A 17,280-nucleotide genomic window follows, 5' to 3' on the forward strand; every position below is an offset into this window, starting at 1 on the left:
CCCGTCCCGGCGGGCCCACCTGAAACGTGGGAGTGTTGGGCCCGAAGTTGGGCCCGGAGTCCGACCCCCTCCGCCCCGAAAGACGGGGCACCTCCCCCGCAGACGGGGGAGGAGAAGAAGGGGTGACACAAACTCCTCCCCCGTCTGCGGGGGAGGTGCCCGCGTAGCGGGCGGAGGGGGTCAGAGGTTGTTGGACCCGCGAGTAAGGACATCGCGGCGGCTGCACCAAGCCCTTAGGCGAACCCGCGGGCGGCCGCGGGCAGGTCTTGCCGGAACAAACGAAAGAGGCCGGCGCAATCCCCACCAGCCTGACAGAAATATAGGCCAAAACCTGCTGAAATGTCAACTTTTCTTTTTACACCTGACGGCGCTGACGGCGGGGTGAATTGGCGCCCCTTGACCGGGATCAAGGCAGGCTGCGCGGCCCGCCGGCATGTTGGCTGCAATACGACGGTCAAAAGGGATCGGCTCATGGCGGCAGCAGAACCCCTCCACAATATCGCCCATCTGGGCGGCGTCGAACTCTTCACACCGCTGCCCGACCGCAGCCTGTGGTATTTCCACGACCTGCTCGGCATGGAGGTGGCCCATACGGCCGGCCCCAGCGTCTACCTGCGTGGCTATGGCGACCATGCCGCCAGCACGCTCAAGCTGACGGCGGCGGCCAAACCCGGCGTCGGCTGCGTCTCGTGGCGCGCCATGAGCCCGGCGGCGCTGGAGCGCCGCGCCCGGGCCATCGAGGCGACGGGCCTCGGCGTCGGCTGGACCAACGGCGATTTCGGCCGCGGCCGCAGCTACCGCTTCCACGATCCCGACGGCCATTTGATGGAAATCTACTACGAGGAGCAGAAATTCGCGGCACCGCCGGAGCTGCGCTCGACCTTGAAGAACCAGCCACAGAAATACACCGGCCGCGGCGTCGGCGTGCGCCGCACCGATCACCTCGCCCTGCTGGCCGGCGACGTCGGCCGCAACCGACAATTCGCCCAGGAGCTGCTGGGTTTCCAGTTGCGCGAGCAGGTGATCTTCGAGGGGGGCAAGAACGAGATCGGCTCGTGGATGAGCCCGACCGCGGTGCACCACCAGCTCGCCTACGTCGTCGATGTGAAGGGCGGCCACGGCCGCCTGCACCATTTCTCGCTGTGGGTCGACAATCGCGAGGACGTGCTGCGGGCCGCCGACATCCTGGCCGAGAACGGCATCTTCATCGAAGCGGGCCCGTCCAAGCACAACAACTCGCAGGGCTTCTACCTCTATTCCTACGAACCCGGCGGCAACCGCGTCGAAATCTATTCCGGCAGCTACCTGGTGTTTGCGCCGGATTGGGAGCCGGTGACGTGGAACGAGCAGGAGCGCGGCACCGGCACCTACTGGGGTGCGGCGCTGCCTGACAGCTTCATCCAGTACGCCACGCCCGACATCGAGGGCAAAGAGACGACAGTCGCGCCGAAACTGCCGGTGTTCTTCTGACTCAGGCGCCGAGCTTCTTCTCGTAGAACACCGACCACGTCACGTCGGGATAATCGAGCACCGGTCCGCAGCGCGTGAAGCCCGCGTTCTCGTAGACCTTCCAGGCGGCGTGATGCCGGTCGCCGGTCTCCAGCACCAGCCGATTCAACCCTTCGGACCGCGCCAGCGCCTCGATGCGCGCCACGATCTGCTCGCCGATCTTGCGGCCGCGGTGCGAGGGCCGCGTGTACATGCGCTTCACCTCGCCGATCCCATCGCCATGCCGCTTCAGCGCCCCGCAGGCGATGGCCGCACAGCCATCGCGGGCGATGAAGACGGTGGTGCTGTCATCGGCCATCTGCTCGACCGTCAGATGGTGGCAGTGCTCGGGCGGCGTCAATTCCAGCAGGACGGCATTCAGCTCGGAAACGAGCGTGCGGACCTCGTCCTGCAATGGCGTCTCGACCGCGACCGTCAGACTCATCCGTGCGGCACCAGGATCTGCCGCACCGTCGCCACGTCCTGCAGCCGGTCGAAGCCCAGGTTCAGCTCGTCGAAGCCGATGCGCTGGCTCACCATGCGGTCGACCGGCAGCTTGCCCTGCTGGTAGAGCGCGATGAAGCGCGGGATGTCGCGCACCGGCACGCAGCTTCCCATGTAGGAGCCCTTGATGGTCTTCTCCTCGCTGACGAGCCCGCTCTGCTTGAAGGAGAAATCGGCGGCGATCGGCGAGAGGCCGGCCGTCACCGTCGTGCCACCCCAGCGCGTCACCAGATAGGCCGTCTCCATCGCCTTGATGGTGCCAGCGAGGTCGAAGGCATAGTCGACGCCGCCATTGGTGAGGTCGCGCACCTGCTTTACGTGGTCGGCGTCCCGGGCATTCACCGTGTCGGTGGCGCCGAGCTGGCGGGCGAGGCCGAGCTTGTCGTCCGAAAGATCGATGGCGACGATGCGGCCGGCACCCGCCAGCACCGCCCCCATCAGGCCGCTCAAGCCGACGCCGCCGAGACCCACGACGGCCACCGAGCTGCCGGGCTGGATCTGGGCGGTGTTGACCACCGCGCCCACACCGGTCACCACGGCGCAGCCGAACAGGGCCGCCACATCGAGCGGCAGGGTCTTGTCGATCACCACGATCGAGCCGCGGTCGACCACGGCATACTCGGCATAGCAGGAGACGCCGGACTGATGGTTCACCGGCTTGCCGTCCATGTGGAGACGATGATGGCCCGACAGCAGTTGGCCCGCGGCGCGTGGTGTCACCGAACGTTCGCAGATATAGGGCCGGCCTTCGAGGCAGCGCCGGCAGCGGCCGCAGCTCACGTTGAAGGTGAAGCAGACATGGTCGCCCACCTTCACGTCATGCACACCCTTGCCCAGTTCGACGATCTCGCCCGAGCCCTCATGGCCCAGCACGATCGGCACCGGCCGCGGCCGATCGCCATTGATGAGAGACAGGTCGGAGTGGCAGAGCCCGGCGCCACCCACCTTCACGAGGACTTCGCCCTCGCCGGGCGGATCGAGATCGACTTCCACGACATGGATGGGCTTCGACTTGGCGAAGGGTCGCGGCGCGCCGCAGACCGTGAGAACGCCGGCTTTCATTTTCATGCGATTCCTCCGTCGACCCGGACCAGCGACCCGGTGGTGAAGCTTGATTTGCTCGAAGCGAGATAGAGTGCGGCCGTCACGATCTCCTCCGGCTGGCCGCTGCGCCTGAGCGCCGCCGTCGGATTGGCCTTGTGCTCCTCGGGCCACGCCTTGGAAACATCGGTCAGGAAGCGGCCGGGCGAAATCGTGTTCACGCGCACCTTGGGGCCGTACTCGAAGGCGAAGGCCTCGGTGAGGGCGTTGAGCGCCGCTTTGGCGCCGGCATAGGGCGCGATCTGCGGCCGGGGGCGCAACGCACCGGCGCTGGAAATGTTGATGATCGAGCCGCCGTCGCCTTTTGCCATGCGGCTGCCGACCAGCGACATCAGCCGGAACGGCGCCTTGAAGTTCAGCGACACGATGCGATCGAAGAGCTGCTCGGAGGTTTCGAGCGACGAAGGTGCCAGCGGCGAGGAACCGGCGTTGTTCACCAGGATGTCGACCTTGCCGAAGGCCGCGTAGGCCGCCTCGACCAGGCCGTCCAGTTCCTGCCAGTTGGCGACATTGCAGGCGTAAGTCGCGGCCTTGCGCCCCAGCGCCCGCACCTCGGCGGCGGCCTTGTCGCAGGCCTCGAGCTTGCGGCTGGTGATGAACACGTCGGCGCCGTGGGCGGCGAAGGCCTTCACCATCTGGTAGCCCAGGCCGCGGCTGCCGCCGGTGACGAGGGCGACTTTGCCGGTGAGGTCGAAATAACTGCTCATCGAACGTCCTTGCCGTTTCTTCTTTCTGTCTTCCCCTTTCATGTTCCTCTCCCCCGCTAGGGGGAGAGGCTAGGTGAGGGGGAATCGACGTGCGTAGCCCCCTCACCCGCCCTCTCCCCCTAGCGGGGGAGAGGAGAATGAGGGAAGACAAATAGAACCCAAGAGAAGCATAGCGCCGCTTTCTTGGACACTGGCATGTCACTTGCTTAAGGTATTGTGGAGCGAAACAAGACGGTCGTTATGAGCATCCACGTCGCGCTGCATCATCGAACGACCTACCGCTACGACCGGCCCGTGGCGCTGGGCCCGCAGGTCGTGCGGCTGCGTCCGGCGCCGCATTCGCGCACGCCCGTCCTGTCCTATTCGCTGAAAGTCACGCCCGCCGGGCATTTCATCAACTGGCAGCAGGATCCGCAGGGCAACCACCTGGCGCGGCTGGTGTTCCCGGAGAGGACCGACAGGTTCGAGATCGTGGTCGATCTCGTGGCCGACATGTCGGTCAACAACCCGTTCGACTTCTTCCTCGAGCCCGAGGCCGAGCAGTGGCCGTTCGCCTACGATCCTGGTCTCGCCGAGGAGATCGCGCCCTTTCGCAAGCTGGAGCCGCCGGGGCCGCTGCTCAAGGCGTGGCTCGCCAAGGTCGACCACAAGACAGTTCGCACAGTGGATTTCATCGTCGGGCTCAATGCACGGCTGCAAAAGGAGATCGGCTACATCGTGCGGCTGGAACCCGGCGTGCAGACCTGCGAGGAGACATTGTCGCTCGCCAAGGGCTCGTGCCGCGACACCGGCTGGCTTCTGGTCACCATCATGCGCCACCTGGGCTTCGCCGCGCGCTTCGCCTCGGGCTACCTGATCCAGCTGAAACCCGACGAGAAGCCACTCGATGGACCCGAAGGCCCGACCGACGACTTCACCGACCTCCATGCCTGGTGCGAAGTCTATCTGCCGGGCGCGGGGTGGATCGGACTCGATCCGACCTCGGGCCTGCTGACGGGCGAAGGCCACATTCCGCTCGCCTGCACGCCCGAGCCATCGAGCGCGGCGCCGATCGAGGGCGCGGTCGAGAAATCCGAGGTCGAGTTCGCCCACGAGATGACCGTGCGGCGCGTGCGCGAGACGCCGCGCACGACCAAGCCCTACACCGACGCGCAATGGGCGACGCTTCTGAAAGTCGGCGAGGCGATCGAAGGCGATATCGCCAAGGGCGACGTGCGGCTCACCATGGGCGGCGAGCCGACGTTCGTCTCCGTCGACGACATGGACGGCGCAGAGTGGAACACGCTGGCGCTGGGGCCGGAGAAGCGCCGGCTGGCGGGCGTGCTGTTCCGCAAGCTCGCGGATCGCTTCGCCAGGAAACCGCTGCTGCATTTCGGCCAGGGCAAATGGTACCCCGGCGAACAGCTGCCGCGCTGGGCGCTGGGCTGCTTCTGGCGCAAGGACGGCCAGCCGATCTGGCGTGATCCGCACCTCACCGCCGTCGAATCCAAGCCCGTCGGCGCCACGCCGGCAGCGGCCGAGCGCTTTGCGCTCGCCATCGCCGAGCGGCTGCAGCTCAATCCCGGCTATCTCTTCCCGGCGTTCGAGGACACCTGGTACTACCTCTGGCGCGAGCGGCGCCTGCCGAGCAATGTCTCGGTCGATGCGACCAAGGTGAAGGACCCGCTGGAGCGCGAACGGCTGGCGCGAATCTTCGAGAAGGGCCTGGAGAGTGCCGCGGGTTACGTGCTGCCGATCACGCGCGAACACGGCGGACGGACGAACGGCAACGGACACGGGAATGGGCACGGGGGCCGCTGGCGGAGCGGACCGTGGTTCCTGCGCTCGGAGAAGTGCTACCTGATCCCCGGCGACTCGGCGCTCGGCTACCGCCTGCCGCTCGATTCGCTGCCCTGGGCGGCGCCGGCCGACACCGACTTCATCGCCGATCCCGACCCGATGGTCGCGTACCCCGACCTGCCGCCACTCGACACCTTCCGCCGCGCCCCGGTGCTGCGCCGCCAGGAACGCGGCATCGCTCCCGACACCACCGGCGACGGCGACGCCCGCCGCGAAGCCTGGCGCCGCGCACTGGCGCCTGACCTCGCCGGCCGGCCTGGCGTCGGCGCCTCGGCCGGCGCCATCGTGCGCACGGCGATGTCGTTCGAGCCGCGCGACGGACACCTCTACGTCTTCATGCCGCCGGTCGAGCGCACCGAGGACTATCTCGACCTGGTGGCGGCGGTGGAGGACACCGCCGAGGAACTCGGCCAGCCGGTCTTCATCGAAGGCTATCCGCCGCCGGGCGGCGATTCGCGACTGTTGAATTTCAGCGTCACGCCCGATCCCGGCGTGATCGAGGTCAACATCCATCCTTCCGCAAGCTGGCCAGAGCTCGTCGAGCGCACCGAGATCGTCTACGAGGAAGCGCGCACGACGCGGCTGGGCGCGCAGAAATTCATGATCGACGGGCGGCACACCGGCACCGGCGGCGGCAATCACTTCGTGCTGGGCGGCCCCTCGGCACCGGACTCGCCGCTCTTGCGCCGGCCCGACCTGCTGAAGAGCCTTCTAGGCTACTGGATCAACCATCCGTCGCTCTCGTACCTGTTCTCGGGCCTGTTCATCGGTCCGACCAGCCAGCACCCGCGCGTCGACGAGGCGCGCAACGATTCGCTGCACGAGCTGGAGATTGCCTTCCGCCAGATTGCGCCCGGCAAACAGACGCCACCGTGGCTGGTCGATCGCGTGTTCCGCAACCTGCTGGTCGACGCGACGGGCAACGCGCATCGCACCGAGTTCTGCATCGACAAGCTCTTCACCCCGGACAGCGCCGCCGGCCGGCGCGGGCTGCTCGAGCTGCGCGCCTTCGAGATGCCGCCGCACTGGCGCATGAGCGTGGCCCAGCAGGCGCTGCTGCGCGGCCTGGTCGCGAAATTCTGGGACCGGCCCTACGACCGGCCGCTCAGCCGCTGGGGCACGCGGCTGCACGACGATTTCATGCTGCCGCACTTCGTCTGGCAGGATTTCAGCGACGTGCTCGCCGATCTCGCCGAGGCCGGCTACCGCTTCGAGCCGGAATGGTTCGCACCGCATTTCGAGTTTCGCTTCCCGCGCCTGGGCGAAATCGCCCAACGCGGCATCGGGCTGGAACTGCGCCATGCGCTGGAACCCTGGCACGTGCTGGGCGAGGAGCCGGGCGGCGGCGGCGCGGTGCGCTACGTGGATTCCTCGGTCGAACGCCTGCAGGTCAAGGTCGAGGGTCTGAACGATGCCCGCCATGTGATCGCCTGCAACGGCTGGCGCCTGCCGCTGCGCGCCACCGGCACCGCCGGTGAATATGTGGCCGGCGTCCGCTACCGCGCCTGGCAGCCGGCCAATGCGCTGCACCCGACCATCGGCGTTCATGCCCCGCTCACCTTCGATATTCACGACACGTGGAGCGGACGGTCGCTGGGCGGCTGCAGCTACCACGTCTCCCATCCCGGCGGCCGCAGCTACGACCGCGTGCCGGTCAACGCCAACGAGGCCGAGGCGCGCCGGCGGGTCCGTTTCTTCCCGATCGGCCACACCCCAGGCGAAGCGCCCGAGCCCCGGGCGATGGACAATCCCGAGCATCCCCTGACGCTGGATCTGAGGCGGGCGTGATGACCCCCTCCGCCCCTACGGGGCACCTCCCCCGCAAGCGGGGGAGGAGAAGAAATCAGACTCCTCCCCCGTCTCGGGGGAGGTGGCCGAAGGCCGGAGGGGGTCGGTAGACCTCGCCCCCTCACCATGCGATTCTAATCCTTCCTATTTCCTTCCTTCAGCGGGCCCATGGAGTCGTTGCGCGGCCTCCTCTCTTCGCCGGCAAGCGCCTACGACGAACTGGTCACCGGCCAGAAGTCGATCCGCTATCACTGGCAGGGCATCCTGAGCGTCATCCGCGCGCTGCCGGGCGGGCTGGGCGAGCGCGTGGAAAGCGCGCGCCGGCAGCTCGAAGAATCGGGCGCCACCGTCAACCTGCTCGACGACCGCGCCGCACCGCGCTGGACCTTCGATCCCCTGCCCTTCGTCGTGGCACCCGACGAATGGGCGGCGCTCGAGACCGGCCTGATCCAGCGCGCCCGCCTGCTCGACGCCATCCTGGCCGATGTCTACGGCCCCCAAACCCTCCTCAAGGAACGACTGCTGCCGCCAATGCTGGTCCACGCCAACCGGCATTTCCACCGGCCCTGCCAGGTCACCGACGGCGCAGTGCCGACCCGCCACCTCGCCCACTACGCGGTCGACCTGGTGCGACTGGGCGACGGCCGCTGGCATGTGCTGGCCGACCATACCGAGGTGCCGGCCGGCATCGGCTATGCACTGGAGATGCGCCGGGTCCTGGCGCGCAGCCTGCCCGAGGCGTTCCGCTCCATCCCGGTGCGGCATCTCCGGCCCTTCGTCGACCGCTGGCACGACTCGCTGCTGGCGCTGGCGCCGGCCGATGTCGCCCATCCCAACATGGCGGTGCTGACGCCCGGCTCGCTGTCGGCGACCTATTTCGAGCATGTCTATCTTGCGCGCGCGCTGGGCGTGCCGCTGGTCGAGGGCGGCGACCTGGTGGCGCGCGACGGCCAGGTGTCGCTGAAGACGCTGGCGGGGCTGCGGCCGGTGCACATGCTGCTGCGCCGCCTCGACAGCGCCTTCGTCGACCCCCTCGAACTGCGCGCCGACTCGGCGCTGGGCGTCACCGGCCTGGTCGAGACGACACGCAGCGGCCGGATCGAGCTGGCCAATGCGCTGGGCTCCGGCGTGGTCGAAACGCCGGCCCTCATGCCCTTCCTGGAACGGCTCTGCGAGCGCCTGCTCGACCAACCGCTCGGCCTGCCGTCGCTCGACGTGTGGTGGCTGGGCGAGCCCTCGGCCGCGGCCTTCGTGATGGCCAACCTCGACGCCATGATCGTGCGGCCCTGCCTCGGCAACGACCGCGAGCCGATCGTGGTCGGCATGCTGGAACCGGCCGAGCGCAAGGCATTGGAAGAACGGCTGCGGGCGCAGCCCGGCCAGTTCGTGGCCCAGCATCCCTTCACGCCGTCGCTCAGTCCCAAGTGGGACGGCAAGGGGCTGGCGCCGGCGACCGTCGTGATGCGCGTCTTCGTGAGCGCCGACGGCGATGGCTATCGCGTGCTGCCGGGCGGGCTTGCGCGCGAGCCCATGGGCGACACCGCGCTGCGCTCGCTCAGCCGGCTCAACGGCTCGCTGAAGGACGTCTGGGTGCTGGCCGAGGACGCCGCCGACGTCGAGCTGCCGGCGACCCGGCGGTTCCACCAGCTCGCCGTCGAACGCGGCGGCGCCGACCTGCAGAGCCGCGTTGCCGACAACCTGTTCTGGCTCGGCCGCTATATCGAACGGCTGGACAACGACTCCCGCTTGTTGCGCACCACCGCGAACAGGGTCGCGCAAGGCGCCATGGGGCCACGCGATTCGATCGAGCTGCGCCTGCTCGGGCGGATGCTGAGCGAAGCGAACCTGATGGAGTCGGCCTCGGCGCTGGCGGCGCCGGAGAGTGCGGCCTTCCAGCAGGGCCTTGATGCCATCGCCTCCGACGAGCGCGGGCTTGCCACGGTACTCGACGCCATCCAGCGGCTTGCCGGCACGCTGCGCGACCGTTTCTCCGCCGACATGACGATCGCGGCCGGGCCGCTGATGGCCGAGGTGCGCCAGCGCCTGATGTCGGCCCGCGGCAACCTCGACCCGCTGCTGGCGGCGCTCGACGAAATCGTGCGCTTTGTGGCCACGCTCTCGGGTCTGGCCCAGGAAAACATGACCCGCGGCACAGGTTGGCGCTTCCTCGATCTCGGACGGCGCCTCGAACGCGCGCAGTTCATCCTGACCGGCGCGCTCAACCCCTTCACCCAGTCACCGATCGACTGGGATGCCGCGATGCGCCTGGCCCTGGAACTTTGCGACAGCACGATCACCTATCGCACCCGCTATCTCGGCCAGCTCCAGCCGGCGCCGGTGCTCGACCTGGTCATCCTCGACGACAGCAACCCGCGCGCGCTGGCCTTCCAGCTCCGCACCATCGGTGTCCATCTCGACTATCTCGCGCACGCCTCGGGTGTGCAGGTGCCGGCGCTCCCCGACTCGCTCGACAAGGACCTCGCCGCGGTCGTCCGCCAGTTCGGCGGCGACGAGCAGGCTTGGCGGCACGAGGGCCTGGCGCTTGCCATGCTGCGCGACGTCGCGGCCGATGCCGACGAAAGGCTCGAGGCGCTCTCTGAGGCGATCACGCGCGCCTACTTCAGCCATGTGCCGGCGTCGCAGGCCGTCGGCACATCCGGTGGTTGAGGCGGGCGGCTGAGGGAGACGCGATCATGAAATATATGCTCTCGCACCGCACCTCGTACAGCTACGCCAGCAGCGTCGACTCGGCGCATCACATTGCCCATCTCAGGGCCCGCGAGTTCCCCGGCCAGAAGGTGACCTCGATCGGCATCGACACCGATCCGGCGCCGGCGCTCGCGGTCCAGCACATCGACCATTTCGGCAACCACATCGACATCTATCGCATCGACAAGCCGCACACGCGCTTCGACATCGAAGTCCACGCCGCGATCGACGTCTGCTTCCCCGACCCGCCGCCCGCCGCCTCGACGCCGCGCTGGGAGGAGATCCGTGCGGCGCTCAGCGGCGACGGTTTTCCGGTGCCGGTCGAGGCGAGCGAATTCGTCTACGAATCGCCGCTTGTCCCCGCCGTCGATGCGCTGCGGGCCTACGGCGCCCCGTCGTTCGCGGCCGGCCGGCCGATCCTCGAGGCTGCCCGCGAGCTCACTTCGCGCATCAAGGCCGACTTCGCCTACGAACCAGGCGCCACCGACATCAGCACGCCGCTGGCCGAGGTCTTCGCCGGCAAAAGCGGCGTCTGCCAGGACTTCGCCCATGTCGAGATTGCGGCGTTGCGTGCCCACGGTCTCGCCGCCGGCTACGTCTCGGGCTACATCCGCACGGTTCATTCGCGAAGCGAGCTCGCCTTGCGCGGCGCCGACGCCAGCCATGCCTGGGTGGCGGTGTGGTGCGGCGAGGCCGCGGGCTGGGTCCATCTCGATCCGACCAACGACCTGGTGGCCCGGGAGGACCACGTCGCCGTCGCCTGGGGCCGCGACTTCGCCGACGTGAGCCCGCTGCGCGGCGTGATCCTGGGCGGCGACTCGCACACCTACAGCGTCGGCGTCACCCTGGTGCCGACAGGCTGAACCTCAACCGCCGAGGAATTCCTTGGTCCAGTTGCCGTAGTCGGCTTCGCGGGTGACGCGCTTCATCAGCTCGGCGTCGGCCACACCCTGGAGCTTGGACGGCGCCGTCCCGTCACGGAGCGCCTTCAGCGTGTCGTGGACAGCTTTCACGCCCGCCGCGAAGGGCTGGTGGCCCTGCAAGGCGATGCGCACGCGGCGCGAAGCGAGATAGTCGCGGTCGGCGAGATCGCCCGACACGCCGCCCAGGATCAGCGGCAATCTGGTGGCGGCGGAGATTGCGTCGAGTTCGGACCGCGTCTTGATGCCGACGAAGAACAGCGCATCGACGCCCGCCGCCTCATAGGCCCGGCCGCGGGCGATGGCGTCATCGAGGCCGGTGATGATGATGGCGCTGGTGCGGCCGGCGATGCAGAGCAACGGATCCTGGCGGCCGGCGAGTGCGGCCTTCATCTTGCCGACCCCCTCGGCGATGGAGATGAGCCGCGGCTTGGTCGTGCCGTGGGGTGTGGGGAGCTCGGTATCCTCGATGCTCATGCCGCACACCCCGGCCGTCTCCAGCTCCTCGACCGTGCGCTTGACGTTGAGTGCGTTGCCGTAGCCGTGGTCGGCGTCGACCATCAGCGGCAGATTGCCGGCGCGGTTGATGCGATAGGCCTGGGCCGCGAACTCGGAGAGCGTGAGCACGATCAGGTCGGGCGCGCCCAGCACCGTCAGCGACGCAGTGGACCCCGCAAACATGCCGATCTCGAAGCCGAGATCCTCGGCGATGCGTGCCGAGATCGGATCGAACACCGACCCGGGGTGAAAACAGCGGTCCCCGGCGAGAAGCGCGCGAAAGCGGCGGCGGCGGTCGGTCCAATGCATGGCGGTCAATCCCCTCTCGATCCGACCCCTGCATAGCAAAACCACGAGGCAAAACCACGGGCCTCCCGCCCTTGTTTTGACCGGGGCTGCGGGCGTAGCGTTACCATGGGAGGCTGCCTTGGATACCGCGATTCCGACATCCAGCACACTGGCCGGAGACCGTGCGGTCGTTGCGCGCGCCGAGGCCTTGCGTCCGGCCGTCGAGGCTGCTTCCAACGACATCGAGGACAAGCGCCGGCTGCCGGCGGCCCTGCTCGACAAGCTCCATGAGGCACGGCTGTTTCGCCTCCTGCTGCCGCGCTCGTCGAACGGGATCGAGACCGACCCCGTCACCTTCTTCCATGTGATCGAGACCCTCGCCCGCGGCGATGCCTCGACCGCCTGGTGCGTGAGCCAGGGCGGCGGCTGTTCCATGTCGGCGGCCTACCTCGACCCGCGCGTGGCCAACGAGATCTTCGGCAAGGACCCGCGCGCCGTGCTGGCGTGGGGGCCAGGCCCCAGGGTCAAGGCCATCGAGACGGATGGTGGCTATCGCGTCACCGGCGTTTGGGCCTTCGCCTCGGGTGGCCGGCACGCCACCTGGCTGGGCGCCCACTGCCCGATCTTCAGGACCGACGGGTCGGCCGTGATCGGGCCGGACGGCACCCAGGTCGAACGCACCATGCTTGTGCCGGCGGCCGAGGTCACCTGGACCGACATCTGGGACACTGTCGGCCTGCGCGGCACGGCGAGCGACCAGTTCGCCCTCAACGACCATTTTGTGGCGGCCGACCATTCGATGACGCGCGACTTCGAGAAGGAATGCCGCGAGTCCGGCCCGCTTTACCGCATGTCGGCGATGACCTGCTACGAGGTGGGCTTTGCCGGCGTGGCGCTCGGCATCGCGCGGGCCTCGCTCGACGCCTTCGTCGACGTCGCGCGCAACAAGGTGCCGCGGGGGCACAAGAGCCCGCTGCGCGACAGTGCCGTCGTGCAATCCAACGCAGCGCAAGCCGAGGTGAACGTCCGCGCCGCCCGTGCCTTCCTGCTGCAGGCGGTGGCCGACGTCTGGCACACCGTGGCCCAGCCCGGCGGCAAGCTCACCGTCGACCAGCGCATCACCATCCGCATGGCCTCGACCCACGCGATTCACAAGGCGCGCGAGGCGGTCGACTTCGCCTACAACGCCGCCGGCGCCAGCGCGATCTTCGGCAGCCATCCGCTGGAGCGGCGCTTCCGCGACGTCCATACCGTCACCCAGCAACTGCAGGGACGGCTCTCCCATTTCGAAACCGTCGGCGCCTGGATGCTGGGCGCCGACGCCGATCTCACCTTCGTCTAGGAGAACGACCATGCCGCTCGGCGTCCTGCAGCACTATACGATCGAACCTTCCAACCTGAAGAAGACCGTAAAATTCTACTGCGACGTGCTGGGCCTCGAGGACGGCGACCGTCCGCCGCTCGGCTTCCCCGGCAACTGGCTCTATTCCGGCGGCGTCGCCACCGTCCATCTTCTGGGACCACGCAAGCCGCGCGAAGGCATCGTCGTGCGCGGCACCAAGAAGAAGTTCAAGGACACCGGCCGCTTCGACCATATCGCCTTCTCCGGCACCGACATCGACGGCGTGCGCAAGAAGCTGAAGGCCAAGAAGGTGAAGTTCCGCGAGCAAACCATCCCGCGCACCGGCGGACAGCAGATCTTCCTCTACGATCCCGACGGTGTCGGCGTGGAGATCAACTTCCCGCCGCCGGACGCCAAGTAGACGGCGTGCTGGTTTCGGTCGATATCCAGAAAGTCGAACCCCTGGCCGATGGCGCATCGTTCGGCGAGGTCGGCGCCTATGAGCGCGTGATCGGCACGGCGCGCGGCGAGGTCGATCCGAAGGACCCCGCCAATACCGGTATCGCCCTGATCGACAAGGCGCCGCGCAATGCCCGCGGGATGGTCGAATACACCACGGACATCTTCCTCCTGCGGCCCAAGGATCCGGCGCGCGGCAACGGCCGCATCCTCTACGAGGTCAACAATCGCGGCCGCAAGATGCTGTTCGGCAACATCGCCGATGGCCCGCAGGGCGTGAACGATCCGAAGACCATGGCCGACTGCGGCAACGGCTTCCCGATGCGCATGGGATGGACGATCGTCTGGTCCGGCTGGGACCCCGATGCGCCGCGCGCCAATCTGGGTCTTGCGCTTACCGCGCCGGTGGCCACCGAAAATGGCCAGCCCATCGTACAATGGGTACGGGATGAATTCGTCTCGGGCACGCGGGGCGGGGCCCTCGAAGCTTTCAAGCTTTCGTACGAGATGGCCTCGCGGGACGGCACGAAACTCACCGTGCGCGAGCGTCAGGCGGATCCACCGCAGGACGTCGCGTGGACGTCGATTGACGCCAAGTCGGTCAAACTCGCCGATGGCAAACCGAAGCCCGGATATATCTACGAATTCGCCTACCGGGGCACCAAACCGAAGGTGCAGGGACTGGGCTTCGCCGCGACCCGCGACTTCGTGAGCTGGCTGAAGCACGACCCGCAGGCCGGCAAGGTGACCGGCCGGCCGATCACGCATGCGCTCGCCATCGGTTTCTCGCAGGCCGGCCGCTATCTGCGGCACCACGTCTCGTATGGATTCAATCGCGACGAGCAGGGCCGCACGGTGTTCGACGGCATCCATAGCCACATCGCAGGCGTCGGCCGTCTCTACTTCAACACGCCGTTTGGCCAACCAGCGCGCACCAACACCCAACACGAGGACCACGACGCTCCTGAAGCCTGGTTTCCCTTCTCCACCGCCATGCTCGAGGACCCGGTCTCCCGATCGAAGGGCTCGGTGCTGCGCGGCGACGGCAGCGACCCGCTGCTGATCGAGACCAACACCTCGACCGAGTATTGGCAGAAGGGCGCCTCGCTGCTCACCACCGATCCGCTCGGCACGAAGGACGTGGCACTGCCGGCCAACAGCCGCGCCTACATGATCGCCGGCACCCAGCATGGCGGCCGCGCTGGAGCGACCATCGACCCCGGTCCCAATGTCAATCCACGCAACCCGCACAATCCGATGCCGGCAGTGCGCGCGCTGCTGGTGGCGCTCGACGAATGGGTTGTCTCGGGCCAGTTGCCGCCGCCCAGCCGTGTGCCGGCACTCTCGGACGGTACGCTGGTCGAGCCGGACAAGATCGGCTTCCCGGCCATCGAGGGCGCCGCCGTCGTGAAGCGGACGAATGTGGTCGGCCACCCCGCAGCCGGACCTGAGCGGGTGTACCGTACGCTGGTCAGCCGCGTCGATCCGGACGGCAACGAAGTGGCGGGCATCCGCCTGCCGGACATCGCCGTGCCGCTCGCCGCCTATACCGGCTGGAACGAATACAAGGCACCGTACCCGGTGGGCGAAATCGCCGACCGCGACGGCAGCTACTTCGCCTTCTCCGCCACCAGGATCGCCCAGCGCTACAGGAACCGCGCCGACTACGTCGCCAAGATCCAGGATGCGGTGGACGTGCTGAAGAAGGACCGCCTGCTGCTGCAGGAAGATGCCGACAAGTATCTCGAGAAGGCACGCAACGAGAGTCGCGTGAACCCCTGATGGCCAAGCTCGACCACAACGGCGTTTCGATCCACTACGAGGTCCATGGCAGCGGACCGACCGTCCTGTTGAGCCATGGCTACAGTTCGACGGCGCGCATGTGGGACGGCCAGATCGCCGCCCTCAAGGATCGCTACCAGGTCGTCGTCTGGGACTTCCGCGGACACGGCGAAAGCGACTATCCGGCCGACGCGAGCCTCTATTCCGAGGCGCTGACGGTAGGCGACATGGTCGCCCTACTCGACGTCGTGGGCGCCAAGAAGGCGATCGTGGCCGGCCTGTCGCTGGGCGGCTACATGTCGCTCGCCTTCAACGCCAGTCACCCCGACCGGGTGCGTGCCCTGATGCTGTTCGACACCGGCCCCGGCTTCAAGAAGGACGAGGCGCGGCTCAAGTGGAACGAGACTGCTCACAAGCGCGCCGACGATTTTGACGCCCGAGGCCTCGCGGCCCTGAACACCAGCGACGAGGTCAGGTTGACGCGCCACCGCGACGCCACGGGCCTTGCCGGCGCGGCGCGCGGCATGCTTGCGCAGCAGAACGATCGCGTGATCCAATCGCTCGACCGGATCGCCGTGCCGACCCTGGTGCTGGTCGGCGCCAACGACACCAATTTCCTCGCTGCCACCGACTACATGGCGGCCAAGATCAAGGGTGCGACCAAGGCAGTCGTTCCCGACGCGGGACATGCGGCCAACCTGCATCAGCCTGCGCATTTCAATCGGGCAGTCGAGGCATTCCTCGCCAAGCTGCCGGCAGTTTAGGGAGCAGGACCATGGGCAAGCGAATCGCAGTCGTCGGCGTCGGTGCATTGGGCGGATATGTCGGCGGCTATCTCGCCAAGGCCGGCGAGGACGTGACCCTGATCGATTTCTGGCCCGAGAACATCGAGACCATCCGCAAGCGCGGCCTGGAGCTCGACGGCGTGACGCCGGAGGAGAAATTCACCGTCACCGAAGCCAAGACCATGCATCTGACGGAGATCCAGGATCTCTCGCGCCAGAAGCCGATCGACATCGCCTTCGTGTCGATGAAATCCTACGACACCGAATGGGCGACGGCGCTGATCAAGCAGTATCTGGCACCCGATGGTTACATCGTGTCGCTGCAGAATTGCCTCAACGAAGAGCGCATCGCCGGAATCGTCGGCTGGGGAAAAACGGTGGGCATGGTGGCCTCGCTGATCTCGGTCGACATGTACGAGCCTGCCCGCATCCGGCGCACCGTCGCCAAGGGCGGCGACAAGCACACGGTATTCCGCGTCGGCGAGGTCCATGGCCGCATCACCAAGCGTGTCGAGGAACTGCGCGACATGGTGGGCCGCATCGACAGCGCCAAGACCACGACCAACCTGTGGGGCGAGCGCTGGTCGAAGCTCTGCCAGAACGGCATGAAGAACGGCGTCTCGGCCGCCACCGGCCTCACCGGCTCCGACTGCGACCGCAACGACGCCATCCGCCGCTTCTCCATCAAGCTCGGCGGCGAGGCCGTGCGCGTGGGCCAGGCGCTGGGCTACCATATCGAGAAGATCGGCAAGTTCGAGCCCGAGACGCTTGCCCGGGCGGCGGAGGGCGACAAGGCTGCCCTCGACGAGGTGGAGACCATCCTGCGGCCCGGCTCCAACACCAATCCCAATCCACGCGCCGACATCCAGCGCCCGTCGATGGCCCAGGATATCCGCAAGGGCCGCCGCACCGAGATCGAGTTCATGAACGGCTATATCGCCGAGCGCGGCAACTACATCGGCGTCGCTGCCCCAACCCACACCAAACTGACCGAGATCGTGAAGAAGGTGGAACGACAGGAGATCAAGGCCGCGCCGAGCTTGCTGGGTGGCTGAACGGCTTTTGCAGGC

General features: G+C 67.7%; 13 protein-coding genes. 9 read left to right on the forward strand and 4 right to left on the reverse strand.

Annotated features, from left to right (window positions below; translation table 11 throughout):
- Positions 1–471 precede the first annotated feature (471 nt).
- On the forward strand, positions 472–1,470 hold the full coding sequence (locus EPO55_RS12720; protein WP_296337223.1) for a VOC family protein: 999 nt from the start codon (positions 472–474) through the stop codon (positions 1,468–1,470).
- 1 nt (position 1,471) lies between these two features.
- On the opposite strand, the gene EPO55_RS12725 is transcribed toward EPO55_RS12720, so the two are convergent.
- The 3 genes from EPO55_RS12725 to EPO55_RS12735 are packed head-to-tail and all read right to left on the reverse strand — an operon-like array spanning position 1,472 to position 3,800.
- Entirely contained in the window at positions 1,472–1,933 is a 462-nt protein-coding gene (locus EPO55_RS12725) for a GNAT family N-acetyltransferase (protein WP_296337224.1), read from the reverse strand.
- Complete coding sequence (locus tag EPO55_RS12730) at positions 1,930–3,060, reverse strand: zinc-binding dehydrogenase (RefSeq protein WP_296337225.1); 1,131 nt, start codon at positions 3,058–3,060, stop codon at positions 1,930–1,932. The genes EPO55_RS12725 and EPO55_RS12730 overlap by 4 nt, the downstream gene beginning before the upstream one ends.
- A complete protein-coding gene (locus tag EPO55_RS12735; protein ID WP_296337226.1) occupies positions 3,057–3,800 on the reverse strand; it encodes an SDR family oxidoreductase in 744 nt (247 codons plus the stop codon). The genes EPO55_RS12730 and EPO55_RS12735 overlap by 4 nt, the downstream gene beginning before the upstream one ends.
- Positions 3,801–4,040: 240 nt before the next feature.
- Between EPO55_RS12735 and EPO55_RS12740 the strand changes: the two genes are divergently transcribed.
- From EPO55_RS12740 to EPO55_RS12750, 3 genes are all read left to right on the forward strand, one after another.
- Positions 4,041–7,427 carry a transglutaminase family protein gene (locus tag EPO55_RS12740; RefSeq protein ID WP_296337227.1) on the forward strand — a complete coding sequence of 1,129 codons (3,387 nt, stop codon included), beginning with the start codon at positions 4,041–4,043 and terminating at the stop codon, positions 7,425–7,427.
- A gap of 168 nt (positions 7,428–7,595) precedes the next feature.
- A complete protein-coding gene (locus EPO55_RS12745; protein WP_296337228.1) occupies positions 7,596–10,094 on the forward strand; it encodes a circularly permuted type 2 ATP-grasp protein in 2,499 nt (832 codons plus the stop codon).
- A gap of 26 nt (positions 10,095–10,120) precedes the next feature.
- The gene (locus tag EPO55_RS12750; RefSeq protein ID WP_296337229.1) at positions 10,121–10,999 is read left to right on the forward strand and encodes a transglutaminase family protein; all 879 of its coding nucleotides are present in this window, start codon (positions 10,121–10,123) and stop codon (positions 10,997–10,999) included.
- A gap of 3 nt (positions 11,000–11,002) precedes the next feature.
- On the opposite strand, the gene EPO55_RS12755 is transcribed toward EPO55_RS12750, so the two are convergent.
- Entirely contained in the window at positions 11,003–11,863 is an 861-nt protein-coding gene (locus tag EPO55_RS12755) for an isocitrate lyase/PEP mutase family protein (RefSeq protein ID WP_296337231.1), read from the reverse strand.
- A 118-nt stretch (positions 11,864–11,981) separates the two neighbouring features.
- Here EPO55_RS12755 and EPO55_RS12760 point away from each other — a divergent pair, with 118 nt between their 5' ends.
- From EPO55_RS12760 to EPO55_RS12780, 5 genes are read left to right on the forward strand one after another with little or no spacing between them, the layout of a single operon-like run.
- Positions 11,982–13,184, forward strand: a complete 1,203-nt coding sequence (locus tag EPO55_RS12760) for an acyl-CoA dehydrogenase family protein (protein WP_296337233.1) — start codon at positions 11,982–11,984, stop codon at positions 13,182–13,184.
- A 10-nt stretch (positions 13,185–13,194) separates the two neighbouring features.
- Complete coding sequence (locus tag EPO55_RS12765) at positions 13,195–13,605, forward strand: VOC family protein (protein ID WP_296337234.1); 411 nt, start codon at positions 13,195–13,197, stop codon at positions 13,603–13,605.
- A gap of 5 nt (positions 13,606–13,610) precedes the next feature.
- A complete protein-coding gene (locus EPO55_RS12770) occupies positions 13,611–15,425 on the forward strand; it encodes an alpha/beta hydrolase domain-containing protein (protein WP_296337236.1) in 1,815 nt (604 codons plus the stop codon).
- Positions 15,425–16,189 (forward strand): alpha/beta fold hydrolase, encoded by a 765-nt coding sequence (locus EPO55_RS12775; protein WP_296337237.1) that lies wholly within the window; start codon positions 15,425–15,427, stop codon positions 16,187–16,189. Before EPO55_RS12770 ends, EPO55_RS12775 begins: the two co-directional genes overlap by 1 nt.
- Positions 16,190–16,200: 11 nt before the next feature.
- Entirely contained in the window at positions 16,201–17,265 is a 1,065-nt protein-coding gene (locus EPO55_RS12780) for a 2-dehydropantoate 2-reductase (protein WP_296337239.1), read from the forward strand.
- Positions 17,266–17,280 lie beyond the last annotated feature (15 nt).

This window comes from Reyranella sp. (assembly GCF_004296935.1).
In the GTDB taxonomy this organism is placed as follows: Bacteria; Pseudomonadota; Alphaproteobacteria; order Reyranellales; family Reyranellaceae; genus Reyranella.

Excerpts from the sequence above, each read along its gene's own strand:
- EPO55_RS12725 (WP_296337224.1), bottom strand. The coding sequence starts at position 1,933 with ATGAGTCTGACGGTCGCGGTCGAGACGCCATTGCAGGACGAGGTCCGC.
- EPO55_RS12780 (WP_296337239.1), top strand. The coding sequence starts at position 16,201 with ATGGGCAAGCGAATCGCAGTCGTCGGCGTCGGTGCATTGGGCGGATAT.
- EPO55_RS12750 (WP_296337229.1), top strand. The coding sequence starts at position 10,121 with ATGAAATATATGCTCTCGCACCGCACCTCGTACAGCTACGCCAGCAGC.
- EPO55_RS12740 (WP_296337227.1), top strand. The coding sequence starts at position 4,041 with ATGAGCATCCACGTCGCGCTGCATCATCGAACGACCTACCGCTACGAC.
- EPO55_RS12765 (WP_296337234.1), top strand. The coding sequence starts at position 13,195 with ATGCCGCTCGGCGTCCTGCAGCACTATACGATCGAACCTTCCAACCTG.
- EPO55_RS12735 (WP_296337226.1), bottom strand. The coding sequence starts at position 3,800 with ATGAGCAGTTATTTCGACCTCACCGGCAAAGTCGCCCTCGTCACCGGC.
- EPO55_RS12745 (WP_296337228.1), top strand. The coding sequence starts at position 7,596 with ATGGAGTCGTTGCGCGGCCTCCTCTCTTCGCCGGCAAGCGCCTACGAC.
- EPO55_RS12775 (WP_296337237.1), top strand. The coding sequence starts at position 15,425 with ATGGCCAAGCTCGACCACAACGGCGTTTCGATCCACTACGAGGTCCAT.
- EPO55_RS12755 (WP_296337231.1), bottom strand. The coding sequence starts at position 11,863 with ATGCATTGGACCGACCGCCGCCGCCGCTTTCGCGCGCTTCTCGCCGGG.
- EPO55_RS12720 (WP_296337223.1), top strand. The coding sequence starts at position 472 with ATGGCGGCAGCAGAACCCCTCCACAATATCGCCCATCTGGGCGGCGTC.
- EPO55_RS12730 (WP_296337225.1), bottom strand. The coding sequence starts at position 3,060 with ATGAAAATGAAAGCCGGCGTTCTCACGGTCTGCGGCGCGCCGCGACCC.